This is a genomic window from Streptomyces mobaraensis, assembly GCF_020099395.1.
GTDB lineage: Bacteria > Actinomycetota > Actinomycetes > Streptomycetales > Streptomycetaceae > Streptomyces.
This window is the reverse complement of record NZ_CP083590.1, coordinates 6,913,461-6,932,442: the sequence shown is the minus strand read 5'-3', so window position 1 is coordinate 6,932,442 and position 18,982 is coordinate 6,913,461. Positions and strand designations below refer to the sequence as shown.

Genomic DNA, 18,982 nt, shown 5'->3' with positions numbered 1-18,982 from the left:
ACGGTTGCCCAGGTGAAGGGTGGAGCCCATGCGCACCACGAGTCCGGCCCGCGTTCTCGTGCACGCCCGTCGGGGTGCCGTTCTGCTGGCGAGCGCGGGGGCGGTGTGCCTGCCGCTGTGTCCGGGGCAGGCGGGGGCCGCGGACGGGGTGACGGCCGGGGCGTCCCCGTTCTGGGTGGAGCCCACCGGTCCGGCGGCGCGTCAGGTGCGGGTCTGGCAGGAGCGCGGGCGGGAGGGGGACGCGGAGGCGCTGCGGCGCATCGCCGACCGCCCCGCGGCCGTCTGGCTGCCGGGGGACGATCCCCGGGCGGCGGCGGAGCGGGTGACGCGTGCGGCGGCCGCCGCCGGACGCGTACCGCTGCTGGTGGCGTACAACGTCCCGCACCGCGACTGCGGCCAGTACTCCTCGGGCGGGGCGCCCGACGCGGCGGCGTACCGCCGGTGGGTGGCCCGGGCCGCGGAGGGCATCGGCGACCGCCGCGCCTGGGTGGTGCTCGAACCGGACGCCCTCGCGCACCTGGCCACGGGCTGCTCGTCCCCACCGGAGGCACTGGCCGAGCGGCCGGTCCTGCTCGCCGAGGCCGTACGGGCCTTCAAGGCGCTGCCCCGGACGTCGGTGTACCTGGACGCGGGCAACGCGGGCTGGGTCTCCGACCTGCCGCGGCTGGCGGACCTGCTGCGCCGGTCGGGGCTGGAGCAGGCGGACGGCTTCGCGCTGAACGTCTCCAACTTCCACACCACGCCCGTCACCCGCGCCTACGGCGACCGGCTGTCCGCCCTCCTCGGCGGGGCCCACTACATCATCGACACCAGCCGCAACGGCAACGGTCCGCTGCCCCGGCAGGAGGGCAAGGAGGACGCCGGCGACGAGGCGTGGTGCAATCCGCCCGGGCGCGCCCTGGGCGCACCTCCCACCACGGTGACGGGCGCCCCGCTGGTGGACGCCCTGGTGTGGGTGAAGCGGCCCGGTGAGTCGGACGGCGCCTGCCGGGGCGCGCCGCCCGCCGGGCACTGGTGGGCGGCGTACGCGCTGGGCCTGGCGACGACGGAGCCGACGCTGCCGGAGACACCACCGGAGGCATCGCCGGGGGCCACCGTGCCGCCACCGGCCACCGCGGCCCCGCCGGCTTCCCCGGCGCCGCCCCCCGCACCCCCGGCCCAGCCCTCGCCTCCGGCCCCGCAGACACCTGCCGCGCAGACACCTGCCGCACAGCAAGCGGGCGCGGCACCCGTACCGCCCGCCGGGCCCCCGGCGTCCCCACCGCCCCCGGCGGCCCCACAGGCGCCGGCCCCACCGCCCGCACCGGCCGCCGCGCCACCACCCCTGGCGCGCCCCCTGCCCGCGACGCCGGGCGGCTGACGCCGTCGCCCCGCCTCAGAGGCGGCGGTCGGCCCCGCCGGGCCGATCCGCGTCGGCCCCCACCATCCGCATCAGCGCCTCGGTCATCTCGCGCGCCGAGAGCTTCCGCGCACCGGAGGGCGCGTCGACCTTCACGGACGTGCTGTCGAAGCCGACCGTCAGCGGTAGCGGGGCCCGTACGTCCTTGTCCAGCGCGGCCATGTCCACGGTGACGGCGGACAGCCGGCCGCCCTTCAAGGCGACGTCGAAGACGACGTCCCGGTCCGGTGCCTTGTCCAGGGCGCCCAGGTCCTTGCCCTTGCCCGCCGCGCGGAGCCGCTTCTCCAGCGGCTTGAGGGCCTCGGAGAGCTGCCCGGCGGCCTTGCGGGCGGGGACGGTGACCTTCATGTGCTCGGCGCCGTTCCTGGTGCCGGCGTCCTTGACCGTGGAGTTGTCGGTGAGCGTCTTCCGGAAGGCGTCGGCGACCCGCTTCCGCGTCGCCGCGTCCAGCTCGCCGGAGGAGTCCGCATCCCCCTGGCCCCCGCCCCGCTCCCTCTTCTTCTTCGCGAGCTCCTCGAACTCCCGCGCGTCGAGGACGACCCACTCCCCCTTGAGCGCGTTCCTGACCGCGGCCAGCGAGTCCGGCATCCGGTCGATCCTCTTCAACGCCTCGTCGAAGTCCCGGCGTTCGGACCGCTCCTCGGCGTTCTTGGGCTTCACCATCCCGGCGAACGCCTTGAGGTCGCCGCGGAGGTACATCTTCCGGTCGACCGACCGCAGCTCCGCCAGGACCGTGCCGTCCTTCTTGGCCAGCCGCCCGGCGGCGGACGCCCGGTGCGCGTCCTCGCCGCCGTCCTGCTCCTTCAGCGGCCTGTCGGACACGACGGCGTACCTCACCTTCAGGCCGGCGAGGATGCCGGCCGCCTCGCGGTCGACCCCGTCCTTGCCGTCCTTCCCGTCCTTCAGCGCGGCGTGGACGGCGTCGGCGTTCGCGTCGAGCGCGAACTCCACGGCGACGGCTCTCTCCTCCCCCAGCCGTTCGAACGCTCTCTCCACCTTGGCCCCGGCGTCGAGCTTCTCCTCCGTGCCGCAGGCCACCGCGGCGCTCGCCAGGACGAGCGCACAGCAGGTGACGGCCAGGCCGGTGTGTTTGGTAGCGATGATGATCCCCCCAGATCGGATACACGCAATCGAATACACGTATGAGTGCACCCAATTACACACAGTGAAGGTCTGTCAACGGGTTTCCGGGCACGACGCCCGGTTCACCCCGCGCCGCGCGGCCCCGCCGCGCGCCCGGACCGACCGCCCGCTACACCGGCGTCCGCTGCCCCACCGGCCGGGCGGACTCCGGCTCCTGGCCGCCGTCCGCCAGGGCGGGCAGCGGCCCGCGGCGGCGCCGCGCCCGCAGGCCCGCCTGCCACACGCCCAGCGGGATGAGCGTCGTCAGCAGCCCCAGGAAGGCCCAGATGCGCATCGCCGTGTGGGCGTGGCTGAGCACGACCGAGGCGAGGAGCGCGAACGCGAGGACGGCGGCCCAGGTCAGGTGGGTGCGGAAGGTCAGCACCCGGTCCGGGCTGGCGGAGTCGCCCTTCGGCGTCACGACGAACCGGGAGCGGCGGCGCAGCAGGGCCTCGCCCAGCGACCGGGCGTACAGCGGCGCCGAGAGGGCGGACATCAGCATGCCCGCGGTGCCGGACGAGCCGGCGGGTTCGTGGGGGCTGACGTTGTGGCGGCGGTTCCAGACGTAGAGGCCGACCTGGAGGGCCGCCGCGTCGCCGTAGAGCATCAGCCAGACCTGGGACTCGACGTTGATGCCGGAGGCGCCGAGGGCCAGGAAGAGGACGCAGGAGACGGCGCCGAGCACCCAGTTGAGCGCCGCCATCGGGTAATAGGCCACCATGAGCGAGTAGTTGACGACCCGTCCGGGCGACATCGTCCAGACGGCGCGCCAGAACTGCCGGAGCAGGGTCTCGTAGGTGCCGCGGGACCAGCGGAGTTGCTGGGAGAAGAAGTCGGTCCAGGAGGAGGGCCCCTCGCCGACGGCGAGCACGTCGGGGGTGTAGACGGAGCGCCAGCGGCGTCCGGTGGCGGGGTTGCGGCGGCGGTGGATCTCCAGGCCGGTGGCCATGTCCTCGGTGATGGAGTCGTAGAGGCCGCCGATCTGGCGGAGCACGCTGACGCGGACGCAGTTGCTGGTGCCGACGAACATGGGGGCGCCGTACGCGTTCCCGGCCCGCTGGATGAGGGCGTGGAAGAGGAACTGCTGGCTCTCGGCGGCCTTGGTGACGGCCGTGGTGTAGTTGCCGTAGACCTGCGGGCCGACCACGAAGGCGACGTCGGGGTCGCGGAAGTAGCCCATCATCCGTTCCAGGAAGTTGGGCAGCGGTACGTGGTCGGTGTCCACGCAGGCCATGAACTCGTAGTCGTCGCCGTGCGCGTCGAGCCAGGCGTTGTAGTTGCCGTGCTTGGTGCGGGCCCGGAAGCTGCCCGAGGGCTGGTTCCAGCGCTCGACGCCCTTGCGGGTGAAGTGCCGTACGCCGAGCCGCTCGCAGAGCCGCTTCACCTCGGGGTCGTCGCCCTCGTCGAGCAGCCAGACGTCCAGCACGCCGTCGTGCCGGACGCGGACCGCGCCCTCCAGGGTGGCGCGGACCATGGACAGCGGTTCCTTGCCCGGGACGAAGCTGGTGAGGAACGCGACCCGGGTGCCCGGCTGGGCGCGGACCGGGACGGGGTCGCGGGCCACCCAGGTGGCGTGGGCGTTGGAGACCACGTTGACGAGGCGGAAGGTCTCGATGAGGCCGATGGAGAGCGTCATCACGGCGTCGGCGGCGCGCTCCCAGCCGTCGATGAACGGGCGCTCGACCCAGTGGTCCGGCTGCATCAGCCACACCAGCAGGGCGAGGGAGACCAGGGGGGCCGCCGTCACCAGCAGCAGCGCCCCGAGCTGCCCGCGGATGCCGCCGGCGACCAGGCGCCGGTAGCGGACCCGGTAGACGCCGGCGGGGGGTTCGGTCAACTCGCCCGCCAGTCTGCTGAATCCGTCGTAGTCGTAGTCCGGCGGGGGTTCGGACGGCGCGGGGGCGACCGGCCCGCCGCGCGGGCCGTCGGGGCCGCCGCCGCCCGGGGTGCCGCCGCCGCCCGGTCCGGGGGTGCCGGGTCCGCCGGGGGCGGAGCCGCCGCGGCCGCCCAGGGCGGGTACGACGTCGGCCGGGCCCCCGTCGAACGGCAGGCCCCCGGCGGCGATCCCGCCCGCCGGGAGGGCGGCGGCGGCCGCCCCCTCGCCGGACACGTTCGCGGCCTTCCCCCGGGCCGCCGCAAGCCGGGTCTCTCGCGCAGAAACCGCCACCACCACACCCCCAGCCGCACAACGGACAGACGGGACTAAGCGGGATCAAGCTAACAAACCGACTCTATGATCATGTGACAAACACACCGGACATGCCCTGCACTCCCTCACATGGCCCCGGACCGATGAGGCCGGAGCGCCCCCACACCGTGACCTACGATGGTCGAACGGTGTTCGACGGGAGCGGGGCATGGCAGACAGCGAGAAGTACGCCGAGAAGGCGATCGGCTGGCGCGTGCTGATCTACATCGTCCTCGGCCACCTGCTGGCCGGTTTCATCTGGCTGCTCTTCTACCTCGGGTCGCACGCCTCGCACTGACCGCGGGCGACGCCGGGCGACCGGGTGTTCACAAGGACAGGTGATTTCCGAACGTACGGAATCCCGTCTTCCCCAACCGTCCGATGCACCGTGAATAAACGCTTGTCCTATGCCCGGCCGGAACGCCGCAGCCACGGCCGTCCGGCGGCGGCCACAGGGCCGCGGGCACATGCCGAAGCGAACCGTACACCCTGGTCAACCCGCAGGTGGGCGCAGTGAGATCATCCTTCGGATCAGGGGTCGGGAGGGCTTCCGCGCTGCTACTGTCCCCCGTCATGGAGGAGCTCTTCAGCCCAGACGAACTCGACCGTATCGAGGCCGCGGCGCATCGAGTCGGCCGCTCCCCGCACGACTGGATCCGCGAGATCGTGCTCAAACGTCTCTCCGGGGACTCCGATCAGACGCACATCTCCCACCGCCGGACCCTGCGCCCCGACTTCGAGGACGCGGTCTGGCCCATCACCCTCTACCGGCGTTCCGGCGGCGTGCTCCAGGAGCTGCACCACGCCGGGTGCTGGGTACCGAAGGGCGGCGAGGACACCCTGACGACCGCCGAGGCGCGGGCCCAGATGGCCACCCACGACGTCCGCCCCTGCGACGCCTGCCAGCCCGAGCGGTTCCTCACGCCGTACGCCTGAGCCTCGCGGGCCCCCCGTGGGCCCGGCCCCCGCACCCGGCCCCCGCCGCGCCCGCGCTCCCGCGCCGTCCCGGCGCCCGGGCACTCGTACACCCGCGCGAGCACACCAACTACGCTGTCCACGTCAAGATCATCAGATGGCTGGGCGGGGTTGTTGGGCATGAGGGCAGGGACACGGCTCACCGGGTGGGCGACCGTGCTCGTCGGGTACGCCACCGCGCTGTTCGCCGTGCTCCCGTACGGGACCGTCCCCCTCGCCGAACAGCCGCCCAAGCGCCACCTGCTCTGGATGATGGGCGCCACGGCGGCCTGCGCCCTCTGCTGGATCGCGGCCTCCCTGGTGGACCGCGCGCGCCGGCGGGCCGCACTGCGCCGCGCGGCCTCCCGCCGACGGGCCGCGCACGGCCGGGCGGCGCGCCGCCGCGCCTCCCGCCGGGGGTACGGAGCCCGGCCCGAGCCGCCCCGGTCGCGCGCCCTCTCCTGGGTGCTGGGCCTCGGCATCGCCCTCACCAGCGCCGCCGCGCTCAGCCAGGCGGTCGGCCCGGACGGCGCGCACGGCCGCTGGCTCGCCGAGGTGAACCAGGCCGGCGGGCGCACCCACCAGCTCACGGTCGCGAAGGTGATCGGCACGCCGCAGTCCACCGGCGCGGCGGAGCGGAACGTCGAGGAGTTCAGCTCGACGATCGTCGTCACCGTCCCCTTCGACTCCGGCCCGCGCCAGGTGACCGTCGACGGCGTGCGGACCCAGGGGGAACTGGAGCAGGGCCGCTCCATCAAGCTGCTGTACGCCCCGAGCCGCCCCGAACTGGGCGTGCGCCCCGCCGGGGACGACGACCTCTCGTCCACCGTCGGCCGGGTCGTGGTCCGGCCGGTGATCTGGATCCTCGCCCTCGTCGCCGGGCTGAGCACCGCCGTCGCCATGCACCGGCGGGAGGCGGGGGTGGCCCGGGCCCGGCGCTTCGAGCCCTGGGTGCACCTGCCCGCCGCGGCGTTCCTGGCCGGCGGGGCGGCGCTCATCGTCCCGCTGCTCACCGGCTTCCCGTCCACCGCGACGGGCTGGGGCCTCGCCGCCGGCGCGGCGGCCGGCCCGTGGCTCGCGCTGGCCTGGGTCGTCCGGACGAGCTGAGCGAAGCCAACTCACCCACACGGGCTAGGCTTTGAACCGATCTTGAGGAAGGGGCGCCGATGGGTACCAGGTTTATCGAGGTGGACGAGTCACGAAAGGGCGAGCCGGGGGTACGGAAGGGGGACCGGACGCTGACGGTGGGAGACCAGTCCGTCACCCAGGAGACGTGGGTGAGAGTCGAGGCGTACGACGACCTCGACCCGGCCGTGACCGAGGACGTCCACACGCACACCTTCGCCGTCCCGGGCATGGACGTCCGCGCCGGGACGGGGAAGGACGACACGGGGACCAGACTCGTCCCGTCCGTGCAGTACTACCGGATCGAGCTGGGCCCCGAGTCGCTGAACAGGCTCCACGAGGCCCTCGAGCCGTTCATCGCCGCCGCCCAGGAGTGCGAGCCGCCGAAGCCCCGCAGGGGCCGCGGGGCGAAGTAGCGGTCCTGGGCGGCGCGGCCGGACGGGGGGTCAGGAGCGCCGGCGGCGGAACGCCTTGCGCACGAAGTGCACGATCAGCCAGATCGCGACGATCACCAGGATGATCACGACGATCAGGATGATGAGCAGGGCGATGCCCAGCTTCTTGAAGAAGCCCTTCTTCTTCTTTTTCTTCTCCTTGGCCAGGACCTGGTCCCCGGCGTCGGCCCGCCGGTCCCGCGTCACCGGACCGGCCTCGGACCGCGTCCCCGCCTCCGCCGCGACGGCCGGACCGGCGGCGGTCACCGTGCGTACCTGCTGTACCGTCCGGGCCTCGGGCCGGGTGCCGGCGGCCGACGCGGGCGTGGCCAGCAGAGCGGTGCCCAGCGCCAGCGCGACGACAGCGGACATCCGGCGGGCGAGACGCCCCCGGTACCGCTTCCCGTGCCGCTGTTCGCTCTTCATCGACGCCCCCATCTTTCGGTGCTGATTCTCTGTCGGACATCCGCCGTCCGGCCGACACCGTCGGCGGCCGTCTTCGCGGAACCCCCTATTATCCGCACACCGCCCGGGGGCCGAGCAGGGCGCGTACGACGAGGGGTGCTCCGAGCGCGGCGGCCGGCGTGTTGCTCCGGACAGGTGTCATCGCGCCGACCGCCCCGCGCGCGTCGGTGATCGTCATACAGGCTGCTTGTTAGGTTGCCGACGCCCCTCCCTTCGGCCCCCGGGCCCTCGGCAGTGAGGAACAGGCATGACGTCTCTCTACGAGCCCATCAGATCCTGCATGGGCCGGTACTTCGACATCCCGACGGAGAGCATCCGCCCCGACAGCACCATGGAAGACCTCGGCATGGACTCGCTCGCCCTGGTGGAGCTGATGTGCGTGCTGAAGGACGACCTGGGTCTGCGGATCCCGTCCGGTGACGACCCGCTCTCCCTGCGCACCACGTTCGCCGAGGCGGTGGCCGCGGTGGAGGCGGCCCAGCGGGCACCCCAGTCGGTCGCCGGACCCTCGGGCCCGTCCGCGTGACCGCCGGTGCGGTCGCGGTCACCGGCCTGGGGCTGGTCACCCCCGCCGGGGTGGGGACCGAGGCGACCTGGCGGGGAGTGTGCTCCGGGAAGCCGACCGCCGCCGTCGACCCCGAACTCGCGGGCATGCCGGTCCCGATCAGCTGCCGGGTCCCCGCCTACGACGTCCGGGCCGTGGTCGGCCGCCAGACGTGGCGCATGGACCGCTTCGCCCACCTGGCCCTGACCGCCGCCCGGGAGGCCGTCGCCGACGCCGGCCTCGATCCGGCGACGTGGGACGGCGCCCGCGTCGGCGTCGTCGTGGGCGTCGGAACGGAGAGCAAGGAGACGGCGGCGCGGAGCTTCACCAAGCTGCTGCGGGCCGACTTCGAGGGCGTCTCACCGCTCACCGTCCCCCGGACCACCGTGAACGCGGCTGCGGGCGAGATCGGCATCGCGCTCCAGGCCCTCGGGCCGAGCATGGCGGTGACCACGGCCTGCGCCTCGGGGGCGACCGCCCTGGGCGCGGCCCGGGACCTGCTGCTGGCGGGCCGCTGCGACGTGGTGCTGGCCGGCGGGGCCGAGGCCCCCTGCCACCCCATGTCGTCGGTGTCGTTCTCGCAGATGAAGGCGCTCTCCACCCGGCTGCACGACCCGGCCGGGGCCAGCCGGCCGTTCGACGCCGACCGGGACGGGTTCGTCCTCGCCGAGGGGGCCGGGATCCTCGTCCTCGAACGGCTCTCCGACGCCCGCGCCCGGCGCGCCCCGGTGCGGGCGCTGCTGGCCGGGCACGGCACCTCCACCGACGGCTACCACCACGCCGCCGCGCACCCCGAGGGGGCCGGTCTTGAACGGGCGTTCAGGGCCGCGCTCGCGGACGCCGGGCTGGAGCCGGCGGACATCGGACACGTCAACGCGCACGGCACCTCGACCCCGATGAACGACCGGATCGAGGGACACACGCTCAGCCGGGTGTTCGGCCGCCGTCCGCCGCCGGTGACCTCCGCGAAGGGCGTGACCGGGCACATGCTCGGGGCCGCCGGGGCCGTCGAGGCGGCGCTGGGCGTGCTGACGCTGGAGCACCAGCTCGTCCCGCCCACCGCCAACCTCGAACGCCTCGATCCGGAACTGGATTTGGATGTGGTGGCGAAGGAGGCGCGGCCGTGCCGCGTCGAGGCCGTGGTCAGCGACTCGTGCGGGTTCGGCGGGCACAACGCCGTCGTGGTGCTGCGACGGGCGTGACGCGCGGGGCCCGGGTGCTCCCCGCGCCCGCCCGTCGACCCCGGGCCGTCCCGCCCGTCAGCCGCTCTTGCGGCGGAACGACCGCTGGCCGCCGGCCTTCCCATGGGTGCCGTGGACCTTCGAGCCGTCCTGGGCGCGGGCGCCGGCGCTCCCTTCGGCCGTCTTGCCCCGCTTGCGGTCCAGCGCCTCCCGGAACCGGCGCTTCACATCGTCCTCCGCGGCCCCGCCTGTGCCGGCGCCGCCCTGCTCTCCCGCTGTTGATTCGGGCATCAATACCTCCTGAAGACACGGGTGTTCGCCACAGCTTCGCACAAAAGGGGCGCGGCGGGGCCTGTCGGGCGCGGATCACCACCGAAACAGGCGCGCCCCGCCCGCCGGGAGCCCCCGGGGGCTCCCGCCCGGTCAGACCGGGGTCGCGTCCGGGCCGAAGCGGTCGCAGGCCGCGGTCTGGACCTCGGCCTCCTCGGCCGGATCGGCGGCGAGCCGGCGGAGCTGGTCCACCACCCGGGAGTCCGCCGTGGCCGCGTGGCGGGCCGCGAGCTCGCGGGTGGTCTCCTCGCAGTCCCACAGGCACTCGACGGCGAATCCGGCGGCGAACGACGGGTCCGTCGCGGCGAGCGCCCGGGCGGCCCGGCCGCGCAGGTGGGAGGAGGACGTCTCGCGGTAGAGGTGGCGCAGGACGGGCGCGGCGCAGCCGATCACGAGGCGGCCCGCACCGTCGACGAGGTCCCAGAGCACGGGGGCGTCGGGGCCCTCGGTGCGGACCACCCGGCGCAGGGCGCCCAGCACGAGTGACGCGTCGTAGGCGGCGCCCCGGCAGGCGAGCATGCCCGCGGCGGCGGCGCCCAGCGCGTCGGTCCGGTGCACCCAGACGCGGGCGCGCTCCAGGGCGGCGGGGCCGCGCATGCGTTCGAAGGCGGTGACGGCGGCGTCCGCCACGGCGCCGGACGGGTCGGCGGCGGCCGCCTCGATGAGCTCCAGGGCCTGCGGGTCGTCGTGTTCGGCGAGGTAGCGCAGCGCGGTGGCGCGGGCGGCCTCCGGGCCGAAGGCGGCGGCCTCGATGATCTCCAGGCGGTCCTCGGGTCCCGCCACGGCGTTGAGACAGCGGGTCGCGGGGACGTGGCGCTGCTGGGGCGGGTGGAGGGCCAGGCCCTCCTGGGCCCAGTCGAGCACCTCGCGCACGCTCCAGCCGGGCCGGGGACCGGCCGGGCGGAGCTGTCGCTGCCAGCGGTCGAAGGAGCCCTGCTCCCGCGCGGCACGCACCCGGGCGGCGGTGGCGGGGGCGTGCGGGTCCTCGGCCCAGATGCGCCAGGGGCGGGGCTCGAAGGCGTCCCGTACGGCGGCGGCCAGGGCGGCCTCGCCCTCGGGGGTCTCCGGGAAGCGGGCGACGACGGCCTCGCCGAGAGCGGCCAGGGCGGCGTCGTCGTCGCGCACGGCCAGCTCGTCCAGGGCCCAGCTCCAGTTGCCGCCGGCGGCGGCGTAGCGGCGGAGCAGCGCCAGGGCGTCGTCGCGTCCGTACGAGGCGAGGTGGCCGAGGACGGCCAGGGCCAGGCCGGTGCGCTCCTCCGCGGGGTCGAGGAGGTCGTCCGGGTGGAAGAGGTGCTCCTCGATCTCCGTCAGGCCGCCGTCGAGATCCAGGTAGAGCCGCGCGTAGTACAGGGACCGGTTCTCGACCTGCCAGTCGCGCCGGGGGTCGCGGAGCACGCACTGGTTCAGCGCCGCGAGGGCCTCGGCCCGCGGCGCCGCGAGGGCGTGCAGGGTCCCGTCGCCGCGGCCTCGCTGGAGGAGGCCGAGCAGGGTGCCGCTGGGCGCTATGTCTGGATCGAACATGAGGTCAGCATCCGGTGCGGGGGGTCGGCTGGCAACGGGATTTCCGTCGTCCGGCATTCTTGCCGGTGTCCACCCGGGCTATGCCTGGTGAACTGTGGGGACTCGGGGACCGAGCGCCCGCAGCCTACCCGGAGTCGGGCGTTCCGCCGAGCCTCTGTCCGATTTACCCCTTCACGCCGCTGGCATATGCCAGAGTCACCACCGGATCGGGTATGGCCAAACGGCTTACGGGCCCTCGCCCCCTGTGCAAGAGTCATCACGCAGTCTTCCGGAGTCGCCACGCGGTCTTCCGGCCGCTCTCGCGGACCACGCCGGCGTCGGCCGCGCCCGCCCCATCGGAGTACCTGATGCCGTCCCCTTCCTCAGCCTCACCCGCGGAGCACCCGGCGGGCAGCACGCCGGGCGGGCCGTCCGCCCCCGGCGCGGTCGACGCCCTCATCTCGCAGACGCGCCGGCTGCGAGGCGGCCTCGACGCCGTCCGCCGCGAGACGGCCGGCGAGGAGCTCTCCGACGACCCGCTCGGACGCTGGCGGCGCGCGCTCTGCGAGCTGGCCGCCCACCAGCTGGACGACCTCGGCACCCACCTCGGCCGGCTGCGGGACGGGACCCCCGGCCCGGGGGACACCGTAGGGGACGGACCCGCGGTCTTATGCCCGGCACCGGCAGCATTCCCGGCACCGGCGGGCAGCGCCGAGTGGAACCTCCTCACCGACGAGGTGACCTGGTCCGACGAGCTGTTCCGGATCCTCGGGCGGCACCCGGAGGACGGCGCCCTCACTCTGGACGAGTTCCCCTCCCTGCTGGTCGAGGACGACCGGGAGCTGCTGACCGCGCTGGTCACCGACTGCCTGGTGGACGGCAAGCCCATCGACGGCGAGTTCCGCGTCGTCCACCCCGACGGCTCCCCCCGCACCCTGCACATGCTGGGCGAACCCGTCCTCGACGACGACGGCTGCACCGCCGCCATGTGGGCCGTCCTGCGCGACGTCACCGCGCTGCGGCGCAGCCGGGACGCCGTGGACGCGACCGGGGACTCGCTCCGGGCGCACACCCGGCGGGCCGACGCCGAGCGGCGGCTGGCGGCCGAGCTCCAGGAGGCCGTGCTCCCGCCCTGGCGGGAGCCGCTGCGGGCCGACGCCGGCGGGACCCTTGACGTGGCCGCCCGCTACCTCCCCGCCACGGACCCCGTCGCCGTCGGCGGCGACTGGTTCGACGCCCTGCCGCTGCCCGACGGCCGCACCCTGCTGAGCGCGGGCGGGCTGACCGGCCGCGGGGTGGCCGCGGCCTCCGCCATGGCCGTCCTGCTGGGCGCCGTCCGGGGCATGGCGGTGGCCGGCACCGAGCCGGGCCCGCTGCTCGGCTGCCTCAACCACCTGGCCGGTGTCTCGGACCGGCCCGCCCTGGGCAGCGCGGTCTGCTGCCGCTACGACGCCGCGACCCGCACCCTGCTGTGGGCGCGGGCGGGCCACCCCGCCCCCCTGCTGTTCCGCGAGGGGCGGGTGGGCGCGCTGCGGCCGCCGGAGGCGGGACTGCTCCTCGGGGCCGTCGCCGGGGCCGGCTACGCCCAGGCCGAGGTGCGGCTGCTGCCCGGGGACGTCCTCGTCCTGCACACCGGCGGCCTGTCGCCCCACGGCGCGGACGCCGACGGCGGGACGGGCCTGCTGCCCGGGCTGGCGGCCCGGTTCACCGCGGCCCGCAGCGCGCAGGAGTGCGTCCGCGCCGTCCTGGAGGAGTGGAGCGGGACGGTACGGGAGGACGACGCGTGCGTGCTCGTCGCCCGGGTCACTTCCTGAAAACCTTTCGGCCTGAAACCCTTTCGGCCGCCTCGGGTGGTGCGCCGCCGCGCGCCCGGGCTCAGGCCGTGGCCGTCCGGCCCCGGCCGCCCGGCGCCTTGGGCAGCGCCCGCTCGATCTCCTGCCGCAGCTCGGCGATCTTCGGGAACCCGGAGTACCTGCCGGTGAGCCGGTACATCTCCCGCAGCCGGTCCCAGGTGCGGTGGGAGGAGTTCTCCCCGATGGACTCCAGCGCCTGCCGGGCGTAGGCGCCGCCCTGCTCGGGGTCGTCGTCGATGAAGCAGGCGGAGGCCATCGAGATGTAGTCGAAGATGAGCGACCGTTTCTGGTTGGTCCCCTCGCGGAGCCGCAGGGCCTCCAGGGCATGGCGCTGCGCCACGGCCGCGGCGGACGGGTCGTGCTCGGCGAGGGTGCGGTACGCCAGGGCCTGCATGCCGTGCATGTCCGCCTCGTTGAACATCTGCATCCAGCTCGGCGGGGGCACGTCCCCCTTGTCCGCGACGAACAGCTCCTCGGCCCGGCCCAGGGTCCGCCGCACGGCCTGGCTCCGGCCCATCGACGCCTGCGCCCAGGCCTCGACGGTGCAGAGCATCGCCCGGGTGCGTGGCAGGGCCTCCTCGCCCGAGCCGGAGGTGGCGAGCTTCATCAGATCGAGCGCGTCGGCCGGGCGGCCGAGGTGGACCATCTGTCGGGCGGCCCGGGACAGCGCCTCCCCGGCCCGGGGCCGGTCGCCGCCCTCCCGGGCCGCGTGCGCCGCGATCACGAAGTACTTCTGCGCGGTGGGTTCGAGCCCCACGTCGTGGGACATCCAGCCGGCCAGCACCGCCAGGTTGGCCGCCACCCCCCAGAGCCTGCGCTGGAGGTGCTCGGGGTGGCGGTACGCGAGCATCCCGCCCACCTCGTTGAGCTGGCCGACGACGGCCTTGCGCTGGAGCCCGCCGCCGCGGGCCGCGTCCCACGCGCGGAAGATGTCGACCGAGCGCTCCAGCTCGTCGATCTCGGACGAGCCCACGGGGGCCGCCTCGTACCGGTCGAAGCCCGCCTGCTCGGCGTGGCCGGGGTAGGAGGCGCGGTGCAGAGGGTCGTCGAAACGGGGGGCGTCCGAGGCGAGCGCCGGATCGGAGTGCAGCCAGTCGTGCATCGCCCCGCTGAGTGCTGAGCCTGCGGCGAGCGCGGCGCCCGCGCCCACCAAGCCGCGTCGGTTGAGCATGAGGTCCATTCCCGTGAATTCGGTGAGGACCGCGGCGGTCCGCTCGGGCGGCCAGGGGAGTCCGTCCTGCGACTGCCCCTTGCCCGCTCGCCCGCGCCGGCCGAACCCGAGGTCCTCGATGGTCACGACACGACCGAGGCGCTCGGTGAAGAGGGCGGCCAGCACCCGGGGCACGGGATCGCGCGGGGACTCCCCCATGTCGATCCAGCGCCGCACCCGTGAGGTGTCGGTCGCCAGCTGCGGATGTCCCATGACCGCCGCCTGCCGGTTGACCAGCCTCGCGAGCTCGCCCTTGGACCATCCGGCCAGTCCGAACAGGTCCGCAAGGCGGGTGTTGGGTTCCCTCGTCACGTCAAGCCCCCAGGTTCCTCGGCTGACTTGAAGGTAGCGGTCCCTCAGATGCCAGGCGACTATTCGCCAGGGTTCGCCAGGGTCCGCCAGATGGTGTGCCACCCATCGACGGGTGTGATGTAGGAACGCGCCACCCCGACCACCCGGCGCGCATTCCCCAGGGTGCGCGACGGCCGGGGGCCGGCCCCGGTTCGTACCGTTCCACCGTGAATGCGACGCGCATTCGGAAGCGGAGCGGCCGTTCCGGGACGGGCCCGGCCTCCGGGTGGCAGGGCCGGTAAGCGTCCCCGCGTCGGCGGGGGCGGTCCGGGGGCGCGCCGCAATTCGCCGGCACACGAAGGGATCTGTTCCGCCCATGTATGCAGCATCGGCCTCCGTGTCCGCTCCGCTCCGGCCCCCGCGGCCGCAGCGGATCCGCCCGCCGCAGGGCGGCGGACCGTACCTCGACCCCTCCCACGCCGTGGGAGCCGCGTTCGGGGGCGGACGGGCGCGGAGGGGTTCGGGGCTCGGCACACCGCCGGTCGGCGGGAGAATCGACCTGTCCGGCCCCGACGGCCCCGAGCTGCGCGCGCTGATCGCCTCGGTGCACCACGTCTGCCCGGAGTTCACCCCGAGTCAGGTACTGCGCCGCAGCGGGCGCTCCGTACTGCTGGTCGGCACCGCCGGCCGCACCGGCGCCGTGGCGAAGTGTTTACTCGACCGCTCCCCCGCGGGCGCCGAGCGGTTCCGGCAGGAGATAGCGGCGTACCGCACGTTCGTGCGGCACCGTCCGCCGGTCCGGGTGCCGCGGATGATCGCCGCGGACCCCGAGCAGGGCATCCTGGTCGCGGAGCGCATGCCGGGCCGTCCGGCCGCCACCCGGCGGCATCCTTCGGACACCCCGCCGCGCGCCGACGTACGGGTGGCGCTCGGCGCGGTCTGCCGGGTCAATCTCTGGCAGCCGCCGGTCGGCATGTTCGACATGCCGCTCGACTACGCCAAGCACATCACCCGCTTCCACGAGCTCGGTCTGCTCACCGACCGGGACATGGGCGACCTGCAGAAGCTGCTGCACGGACTGGCGCACGTCCAGGGGCAGTTCTGCCATGGCGACGCGCAGCTCGCCAATATGCTCCTCTCCCCCGCGGGGCCGGTGCTGGTCGACTGGGGGCAGGCGGGCTGGTACCTGCCGGGGTACGACCTCGCGACCCTGTGGACGGTGCTCGGGGACGCTCCGCTGGCCCGCCGGCAGATCGCCCAGCACGCGCAGGCGCCGGGTACGCCGTTCCGTGACGCCTTTCTGGTGAATCTGATGCTCGTCCTCACCCGCGAGATCCGGACGTACGAGCTGGCCGTCCAGCGGGCCCAGCAGGAGCCGCTTCCGCCGGGTACCCCGGACACCGGCGAGGAGCAGCGGCTCCTGCTCCGGCGGCTGCATGACGACTGCGCGATGGCCCGACGGGCCGTCCGCGCCGCGGTGGGCACCCGCTGAGGCCCGCCGCTCCCTGCCGACACGCCGTGCCCCGGGCGCGGCGTGTCGGCGTTCACCCCTCCGGCTCAGGGGTCCAACAGGTTCCCGCAGCCCAGGCGTTGACGTGCCCATAACACCCGATCCAGTCTGATGAACGGATCGTCTGCTCGGCATCGCCGCTTGGTAGGTTCGGGTCGCCACCACTCCGGCGCACGGTACGGCCCGGCCCGTCCTCGAGGAGGCTGCCTTGCGAGCTGTTTCCCCCGATCCAGAGCACACGCCACCACCGAGACCCTCGCGCGGAGCCCGGGGAAACCGGAGAGGCGGCCATGCCCGCAGGGCGGCCGGCGCGCTCGCGTCGGCCGCCCTGCTGCTCCCGCTGGTCTCCGGCCTGCCCACCGCCGATGCCGCGGCCGGCGCCCCGGGCGCGGCAGCCGCCACGAGCGGCCTGGACGCGCTCCAGCGGGACTTCGCCCGGGCGGCGGCCGAGTACCACGTGCCGCCGAGCGTCCTGCTCGCCGTCTCCTACCTCCAGTCGCGCTGGGACACCCACGCCGGGGCGCCCAGCGTCACCGGCGGGTACGGCCCGATGCACCTCACCGACGCGGCCGGGGCCCTCGCCGCCTCCGCCGGGACCGCGCACCACAGCGCGCCCGGCGAGGACGCCCGGGGCGACACCGCCCGTCCGCACCGGGCCGACGACCGCGCCCTGCCCACGGCCGGCGCGCTCCCCGAGCGGCTCCGCACCCTGGAGCGGGCCGCCGGCCTCACCGGGCTGCGGCCCGAGGCGCTGCGCACGGACCCCGCCGCCAATGTGCGCGGCGGCGCGGCCCTGCTCGCCGACGCCCAGCGGCGGCTGGGCCTGCCGGCCGGGGATGACGCCGCCGACTGGTACGCGGCGGTGGCGCGCTGGTCGGGCGCTTCGGACGCGGTGACCGCGCGGACCTTCGCCGACGACGTCTTCGAGGTGATCCGGACCGGCGCCCGGCGGACGACCGACGCCGGGCAGCGGGTGGCCCTGGCCGCCGCCCCGCGCCTCGTCCCGCACCGCGAGCAGGCCGACCGGCTGGGGCGGGCGACGCCCCCGGCCGAGGGCACCGAGTGCCCCGCAAGCGTCGCCTGCGAGTCCGTCCCCGCCCCCTACCAGCGGCTGGAGGGGTCGGACTACGGCAACCACGACGTGTCCGACCGGCCGCGCTCGCAGAAGGCGGACTTCATCGTCATCCACGACACGGAGGCCACCTGGGAGAAGACCCTCCAGCTGATAAGGGACCCGGCGTACGTCTCGTGGCACTACACGGTCCGCTCGACCGACGGCCACATCGCCCAGCACGTACCGGTCAAGGACGTGGCCTGGCACGCGGGCAACTGGTACATGAACGCCAAGTCGGTGGGCATCGAGCACGAGGGCTTCCTGGCCCGCCCGGACGCCTGGTACACGGAGGAGATGTACCGCACGTCGGCCCGGCTGGTCCGCCATCTGGCGCGGAAGCTGGACATCCCGCTGGACCGGCAGCACATCCTCGGCCACGACAACGTCCCCGGCACCGTCCCCTCGACGATCAAGGGCATGCACACCGACCCCGGCCCCTACTGGGACTGGGCGCACTACTTCGAGCTGATGGGGAGGCCCTTCCACGCGACGGCGAGCCCGTTCAGCGGCATGGTGACGATCCGCCCCGACTACGACGACAACGAGCCCGTCTACACCGGCTGCGAGAAGCCGGGCCAGGAGTGCGCACCGCACGGTTCCGGCGCGGTCCGGCTGCGGGTGGCGCCACGGGACGACGCGCCGCTGGTCAGGGACGTCGGGCTGCGGCCGGACGGCGGCGCGTCGACCACCGACGTCAACGACACGGGTGCCCGGGCGTCGACGGGCCAGCAGTTCGCGGTCGCCGACCGGCTGCCGGGCTGGACGGCCGTCTGGTACCTGGGGCAGCGGGCGTGGTTCCGCGACCCCTGGTGGGAGCCGGTGGCGGTCGGGGCGCGCGGGAAGCTGGTGACGCCGCGTGAGGGCCGGAAGGAGATCCCGGTGTACGGGCGGGCGTACCCGGAGAAGGCCGCGTACCCGGCGGGGGTGCCGGTCCAGGCGGTGACGCCGCTGCCGTACAAGCTGCTCGCCGGGCAGGCGTACGTGCTGGGCCAGACGAGTCCCGCGGAGTATCTGTACGCGAACGACTTCGACCCCGCGAAGCACGTGGTGGTGCGAGGGAAGGACCGGTACTACGAGATCCAGTTCGGCCACCGGGTGGCCTTCGTCCGGGCGGACGACGTGACGGTCCGCTCGTCGAACCGCTGACGGACGCGTGCCTCCCCGGGCCCGGCGCGAAGGGCCGGCCCGGGGAGGCACGCGAGCGGGCTCAGCCCGTCTGGAACATCTCGGCCGGGAGCGGCTTGAGCAGCTGGTAGAGGTCGTCCGTGATCGGGCGGTCCCAGCTGGCGATGGTGACGAGGACGCCGTCGCTGCGGTCGAACTGGGTACAGGAGACGCGGCTCTCGGAGCACTTCAGGCGGCGCACGATCAGCAGGTTGTCCTCGTGCATGACCGGGGTGTCCTCGGTCTCCAGCACGGTGACCGGCTCGTCGTTGCCGAGCGCGGCCAGCAGCTGCGCCACCTCGAAGGGCACCTGGCCCTCCTCCAGCTCCCGGGCCGGGGAGCCCTCGGGCAGATTCCCGATGATCATCGCCGGGCCGCGCCCGCCGAACAGGTCGTACCGGAGGAAGACGCCCTGGCAGCTGCCGTCGGGCGCGGGCAGCAGCCCGGCCCCGAGGTCGCCCGGCCAGTCACCGGGGTCCATGGCGAGGACGTCGAAGTCCGGCCCCGTAGGGGTGGCGGCGCTGCGGCGGCGGAGGAAGGACATGCCCACATCGTACGTGCCCGACGAGGCGCGGCGCCCCCGGGGCGACCCCGACCG

General features: G+C 74.7%; 17 protein-coding genes and 1 pseudogene. 10 read left to right on the top strand and 8 right to left on the bottom strand.

The genetic code is table 11. The annotated features are described in order from the left end of the window. Positions 1 to 28: 28 nt before the first annotated feature. A pseudogene (locus K7I03_RS30680) lies at positions 29 to 1,042 on the top strand (glycoside hydrolase family 6 protein); the annotation flags it as partial. A 333-nt stretch (positions 1,043 to 1,375) separates the two neighbouring features. Here K7I03_RS30680 and K7I03_RS30675 read toward each other — a convergent pair. Together K7I03_RS30675 and K7I03_RS30670 are read right to left on the bottom strand one after the other, a co-directional pair. Next, on the bottom strand, positions 1,376 to 2,539 hold the full coding sequence (locus K7I03_RS30675) for a hypothetical protein (RefSeq protein ID WP_185940972.1): 1,164 nt from the start codon (positions 2,537 to 2,539) through the stop codon (positions 1,376 to 1,378). Positions 2,540 to 2,651: 112 nt separating this feature from the next. After that, positions 2,652 to 4,631, bottom strand: a complete 1,980-nt coding sequence (locus K7I03_RS30670; RefSeq protein WP_185940971.1) for a glycosyltransferase family 2 protein — start codon at positions 4,629 to 4,631, stop codon at positions 2,652 to 2,654. A 247-nt stretch (positions 4,632 to 4,878) separates the two neighbouring features. Between K7I03_RS30670 and K7I03_RS30665 the strand changes: the two genes are divergently transcribed. The 4 genes from K7I03_RS30665 to K7I03_RS30650 all read left to right on the top strand — a co-directional run bounded on the left by K7I03_RS30665 (position 4,879) and on the right by K7I03_RS30650 (position 7,204). Beyond that, positions 4,879 to 5,007 carry a DUF6126 family protein gene (locus K7I03_RS30665; protein ID WP_221902538.1) on the top strand — a complete coding sequence of 43 codons (129 nt, stop codon included), beginning with the start codon at positions 4,879 to 4,881 and terminating at the stop codon, positions 5,005 to 5,007. Between the two features lie 275 nt (positions 5,008 to 5,282). Next, positions 5,283 to 5,645 carry a DUF6233 domain-containing protein gene (locus K7I03_RS30660; RefSeq protein ID WP_171166688.1) on the top strand — a complete coding sequence of 121 codons (363 nt, stop codon included), beginning with the start codon at positions 5,283 to 5,285 and terminating at the stop codon, positions 5,643 to 5,645. Between the two features lie 159 nt (positions 5,646 to 5,804). Further along, positions 5,805 to 6,770 carry a hypothetical protein gene (locus tag K7I03_RS30655; protein WP_185940970.1) on the top strand — a complete coding sequence of 322 codons (966 nt, stop codon included), beginning with the start codon at positions 5,805 to 5,807 and terminating at the stop codon, positions 6,768 to 6,770. 59 nt (positions 6,771 to 6,829) lie between these two features. Beyond that, positions 6,830 to 7,204, top strand: coding sequence for a hypothetical protein (locus K7I03_RS30650; protein WP_185940969.1), 375 nt, complete (start codon positions 6,830 to 6,832; stop codon positions 7,202 to 7,204). Positions 7,205 to 7,234: 30 nt separating this feature from the next. Here the strand turns inward: K7I03_RS30650 and K7I03_RS30645 are convergent, their stop codons facing one another. Then, positions 7,235 to 7,648 carry a hypothetical protein gene (locus K7I03_RS30645; protein WP_185940968.1) on the bottom strand — a complete coding sequence of 138 codons (414 nt, stop codon included), beginning with the start codon at positions 7,646 to 7,648 and terminating at the stop codon, positions 7,235 to 7,237. Between the two features lie 88 nt (positions 7,649 to 7,736). Beyond that, positions 7,737 to 7,865, bottom strand: a complete 129-nt coding sequence (locus K7I03_RS33960; protein WP_260630066.1) for a hypothetical protein — start codon at positions 7,863 to 7,865, stop codon at positions 7,737 to 7,739. Between the two features lie 69 nt (positions 7,866 to 7,934). Here K7I03_RS33960 and K7I03_RS30640 point away from each other — a divergent pair, with 69 nt between their 5' ends. Then, positions 7,935 to 8,213, top strand: coding sequence for an acyl carrier protein (locus tag K7I03_RS30640; protein WP_185940967.1), 279 nt, complete (start codon positions 7,935 to 7,937; stop codon positions 8,211 to 8,213). Continuing rightward, the gene (locus K7I03_RS30635) at positions 8,210 to 9,433 is read left to right on the top strand and encodes a beta-ketoacyl-[acyl-carrier-protein] synthase family protein (RefSeq protein ID WP_185940966.1); all 1,224 of its coding nucleotides are present in this window, start codon (positions 8,210 to 8,212) and stop codon (positions 9,431 to 9,433) included. The genes K7I03_RS30640 and K7I03_RS30635 overlap by 4 nt, the downstream gene beginning before the upstream one ends. A 57-nt stretch (positions 9,434 to 9,490) precedes the next feature. On the opposite strand, the gene K7I03_RS30630 is transcribed toward K7I03_RS30635, so the two are convergent. Then, positions 9,491 to 9,703, bottom strand: a complete 213-nt coding sequence (locus K7I03_RS30630; protein ID WP_185940965.1) for a DUF5302 domain-containing protein — start codon at positions 9,701 to 9,703, stop codon at positions 9,491 to 9,493. Positions 9,704 to 9,835: 132 nt separating this feature from the next. Further along, complete coding sequence (locus K7I03_RS30625) at positions 9,836 to 11,263, bottom strand: HEAT repeat domain-containing protein (RefSeq protein ID WP_185940964.1); 1,428 nt, start codon at positions 11,261 to 11,263, stop codon at positions 9,836 to 9,838. Positions 11,264 to 11,610: 347 nt separating this feature from the next. On the opposite strand from K7I03_RS30625, the gene K7I03_RS30620 reads away from it, so the two are divergent. After that, positions 11,611 to 13,056 (top strand): PP2C family protein-serine/threonine phosphatase, encoded by a 1,446-nt coding sequence (locus K7I03_RS30620; protein ID WP_185940963.1) that lies wholly within the window; start codon positions 11,611 to 11,613, stop codon positions 13,054 to 13,056. Positions 13,057 to 13,117: 61 nt separating this feature from the next. Here K7I03_RS30620 and K7I03_RS30615 read toward each other — a convergent pair whose 3' ends face one another. Next, positions 13,118 to 14,617, bottom strand: a complete 1,500-nt coding sequence (locus tag K7I03_RS30615) for a DNA-binding protein NsdB (protein ID WP_185940962.1) — start codon at positions 14,615 to 14,617, stop codon at positions 13,118 to 13,120. A 355-nt stretch (positions 14,618 to 14,972) separates the two neighbouring features. Between K7I03_RS30615 and K7I03_RS30610 the strand changes: the two genes are divergently transcribed. Both K7I03_RS30610 and K7I03_RS30605 read left to right on the top strand, forming a co-directional pair. Next, positions 14,973 to 16,088: an aminoglycoside phosphotransferase family protein gene (locus K7I03_RS30610; RefSeq protein ID WP_185940961.1), complete on the top strand. Its 1,116-nt coding sequence runs from the start codon at positions 14,973 to 14,975 to the stop codon at positions 16,086 to 16,088. A gap of 226 nt (positions 16,089 to 16,314) precedes the next feature. Then, positions 16,315 to 18,366 (top strand): N-acetylmuramoyl-L-alanine amidase, encoded by a 2,052-nt coding sequence (locus K7I03_RS30605; protein ID WP_185940960.1) that lies wholly within the window; start codon positions 16,315 to 16,317, stop codon positions 18,364 to 18,366. Positions 18,367 to 18,427: 61 nt separating this feature from the next. On the opposite strand, the gene K7I03_RS30600 is transcribed toward K7I03_RS30605, so the two are convergent. After that, entirely contained in the window at positions 18,428 to 18,928 is a 501-nt protein-coding gene (locus K7I03_RS30600; RefSeq protein ID WP_185940959.1) for a hypothetical protein, read from the bottom strand. Positions 18,929 to 18,982 lie beyond the last annotated feature (54 nt).

Coding starts and splice junctions, on each gene's coding strand:
- K7I03_RS30665 (WP_221902538.1), top strand. CDS start 4,879: ATGGCAGACAGCGAGAAGTACGCCGAGAAGGCGATCGGCTGGCGCGTG.
- K7I03_RS30660 (WP_171166688.1), top strand. CDS start 5,283: ATGGAGGAGCTCTTCAGCCCAGACGAACTCGACCGTATCGAGGCCGCG.
- K7I03_RS30655 (WP_185940970.1), top strand. CDS start 5,805: ATGAGGGCAGGGACACGGCTCACCGGGTGGGCGACCGTGCTCGTCGGG.
- K7I03_RS30650 (WP_185940969.1), top strand. CDS start 6,830: ATGGGTACCAGGTTTATCGAGGTGGACGAGTCACGAAAGGGCGAGCCG.
- K7I03_RS30645 (WP_185940968.1), bottom strand. CDS start 7,648: ATGAAGAGCGAACAGCGGCACGGGAAGCGGTACCGGGGGCGTCTCGCC.
- K7I03_RS33960 (WP_260630066.1), bottom strand. CDS start 7,865: ATGACGATCACCGACGCGCGCGGGGCGGTCGGCGCGATGACACCTGTC.
- K7I03_RS30640 (WP_185940967.1), top strand. CDS start 7,935: ATGACGTCTCTCTACGAGCCCATCAGATCCTGCATGGGCCGGTACTTC.
- K7I03_RS30630 (WP_185940965.1), bottom strand. CDS start 9,703: ATGCCCGAATCAACAGCGGGAGAGCAGGGCGGCGCCGGCACAGGCGGG.
- K7I03_RS30625 (WP_185940964.1), bottom strand. CDS start 11,263: ATGTTCGATCCAGACATAGCGCCCAGCGGCACCCTGCTCGGCCTCCTC.
- K7I03_RS30620 (WP_185940963.1), top strand. CDS start 11,611: ATGCCGTCCCCTTCCTCAGCCTCACCCGCGGAGCACCCGGCGGGCAGC.
- K7I03_RS30610 (WP_185940961.1), top strand. CDS start 14,973: ATGTATGCAGCATCGGCCTCCGTGTCCGCTCCGCTCCGGCCCCCGCGG.
- K7I03_RS30600 (WP_185940959.1), bottom strand. CDS start 18,928: ATGTCCTTCCTCCGCCGCCGCAGCGCCGCCACCCCTACGGGGCCGGAC.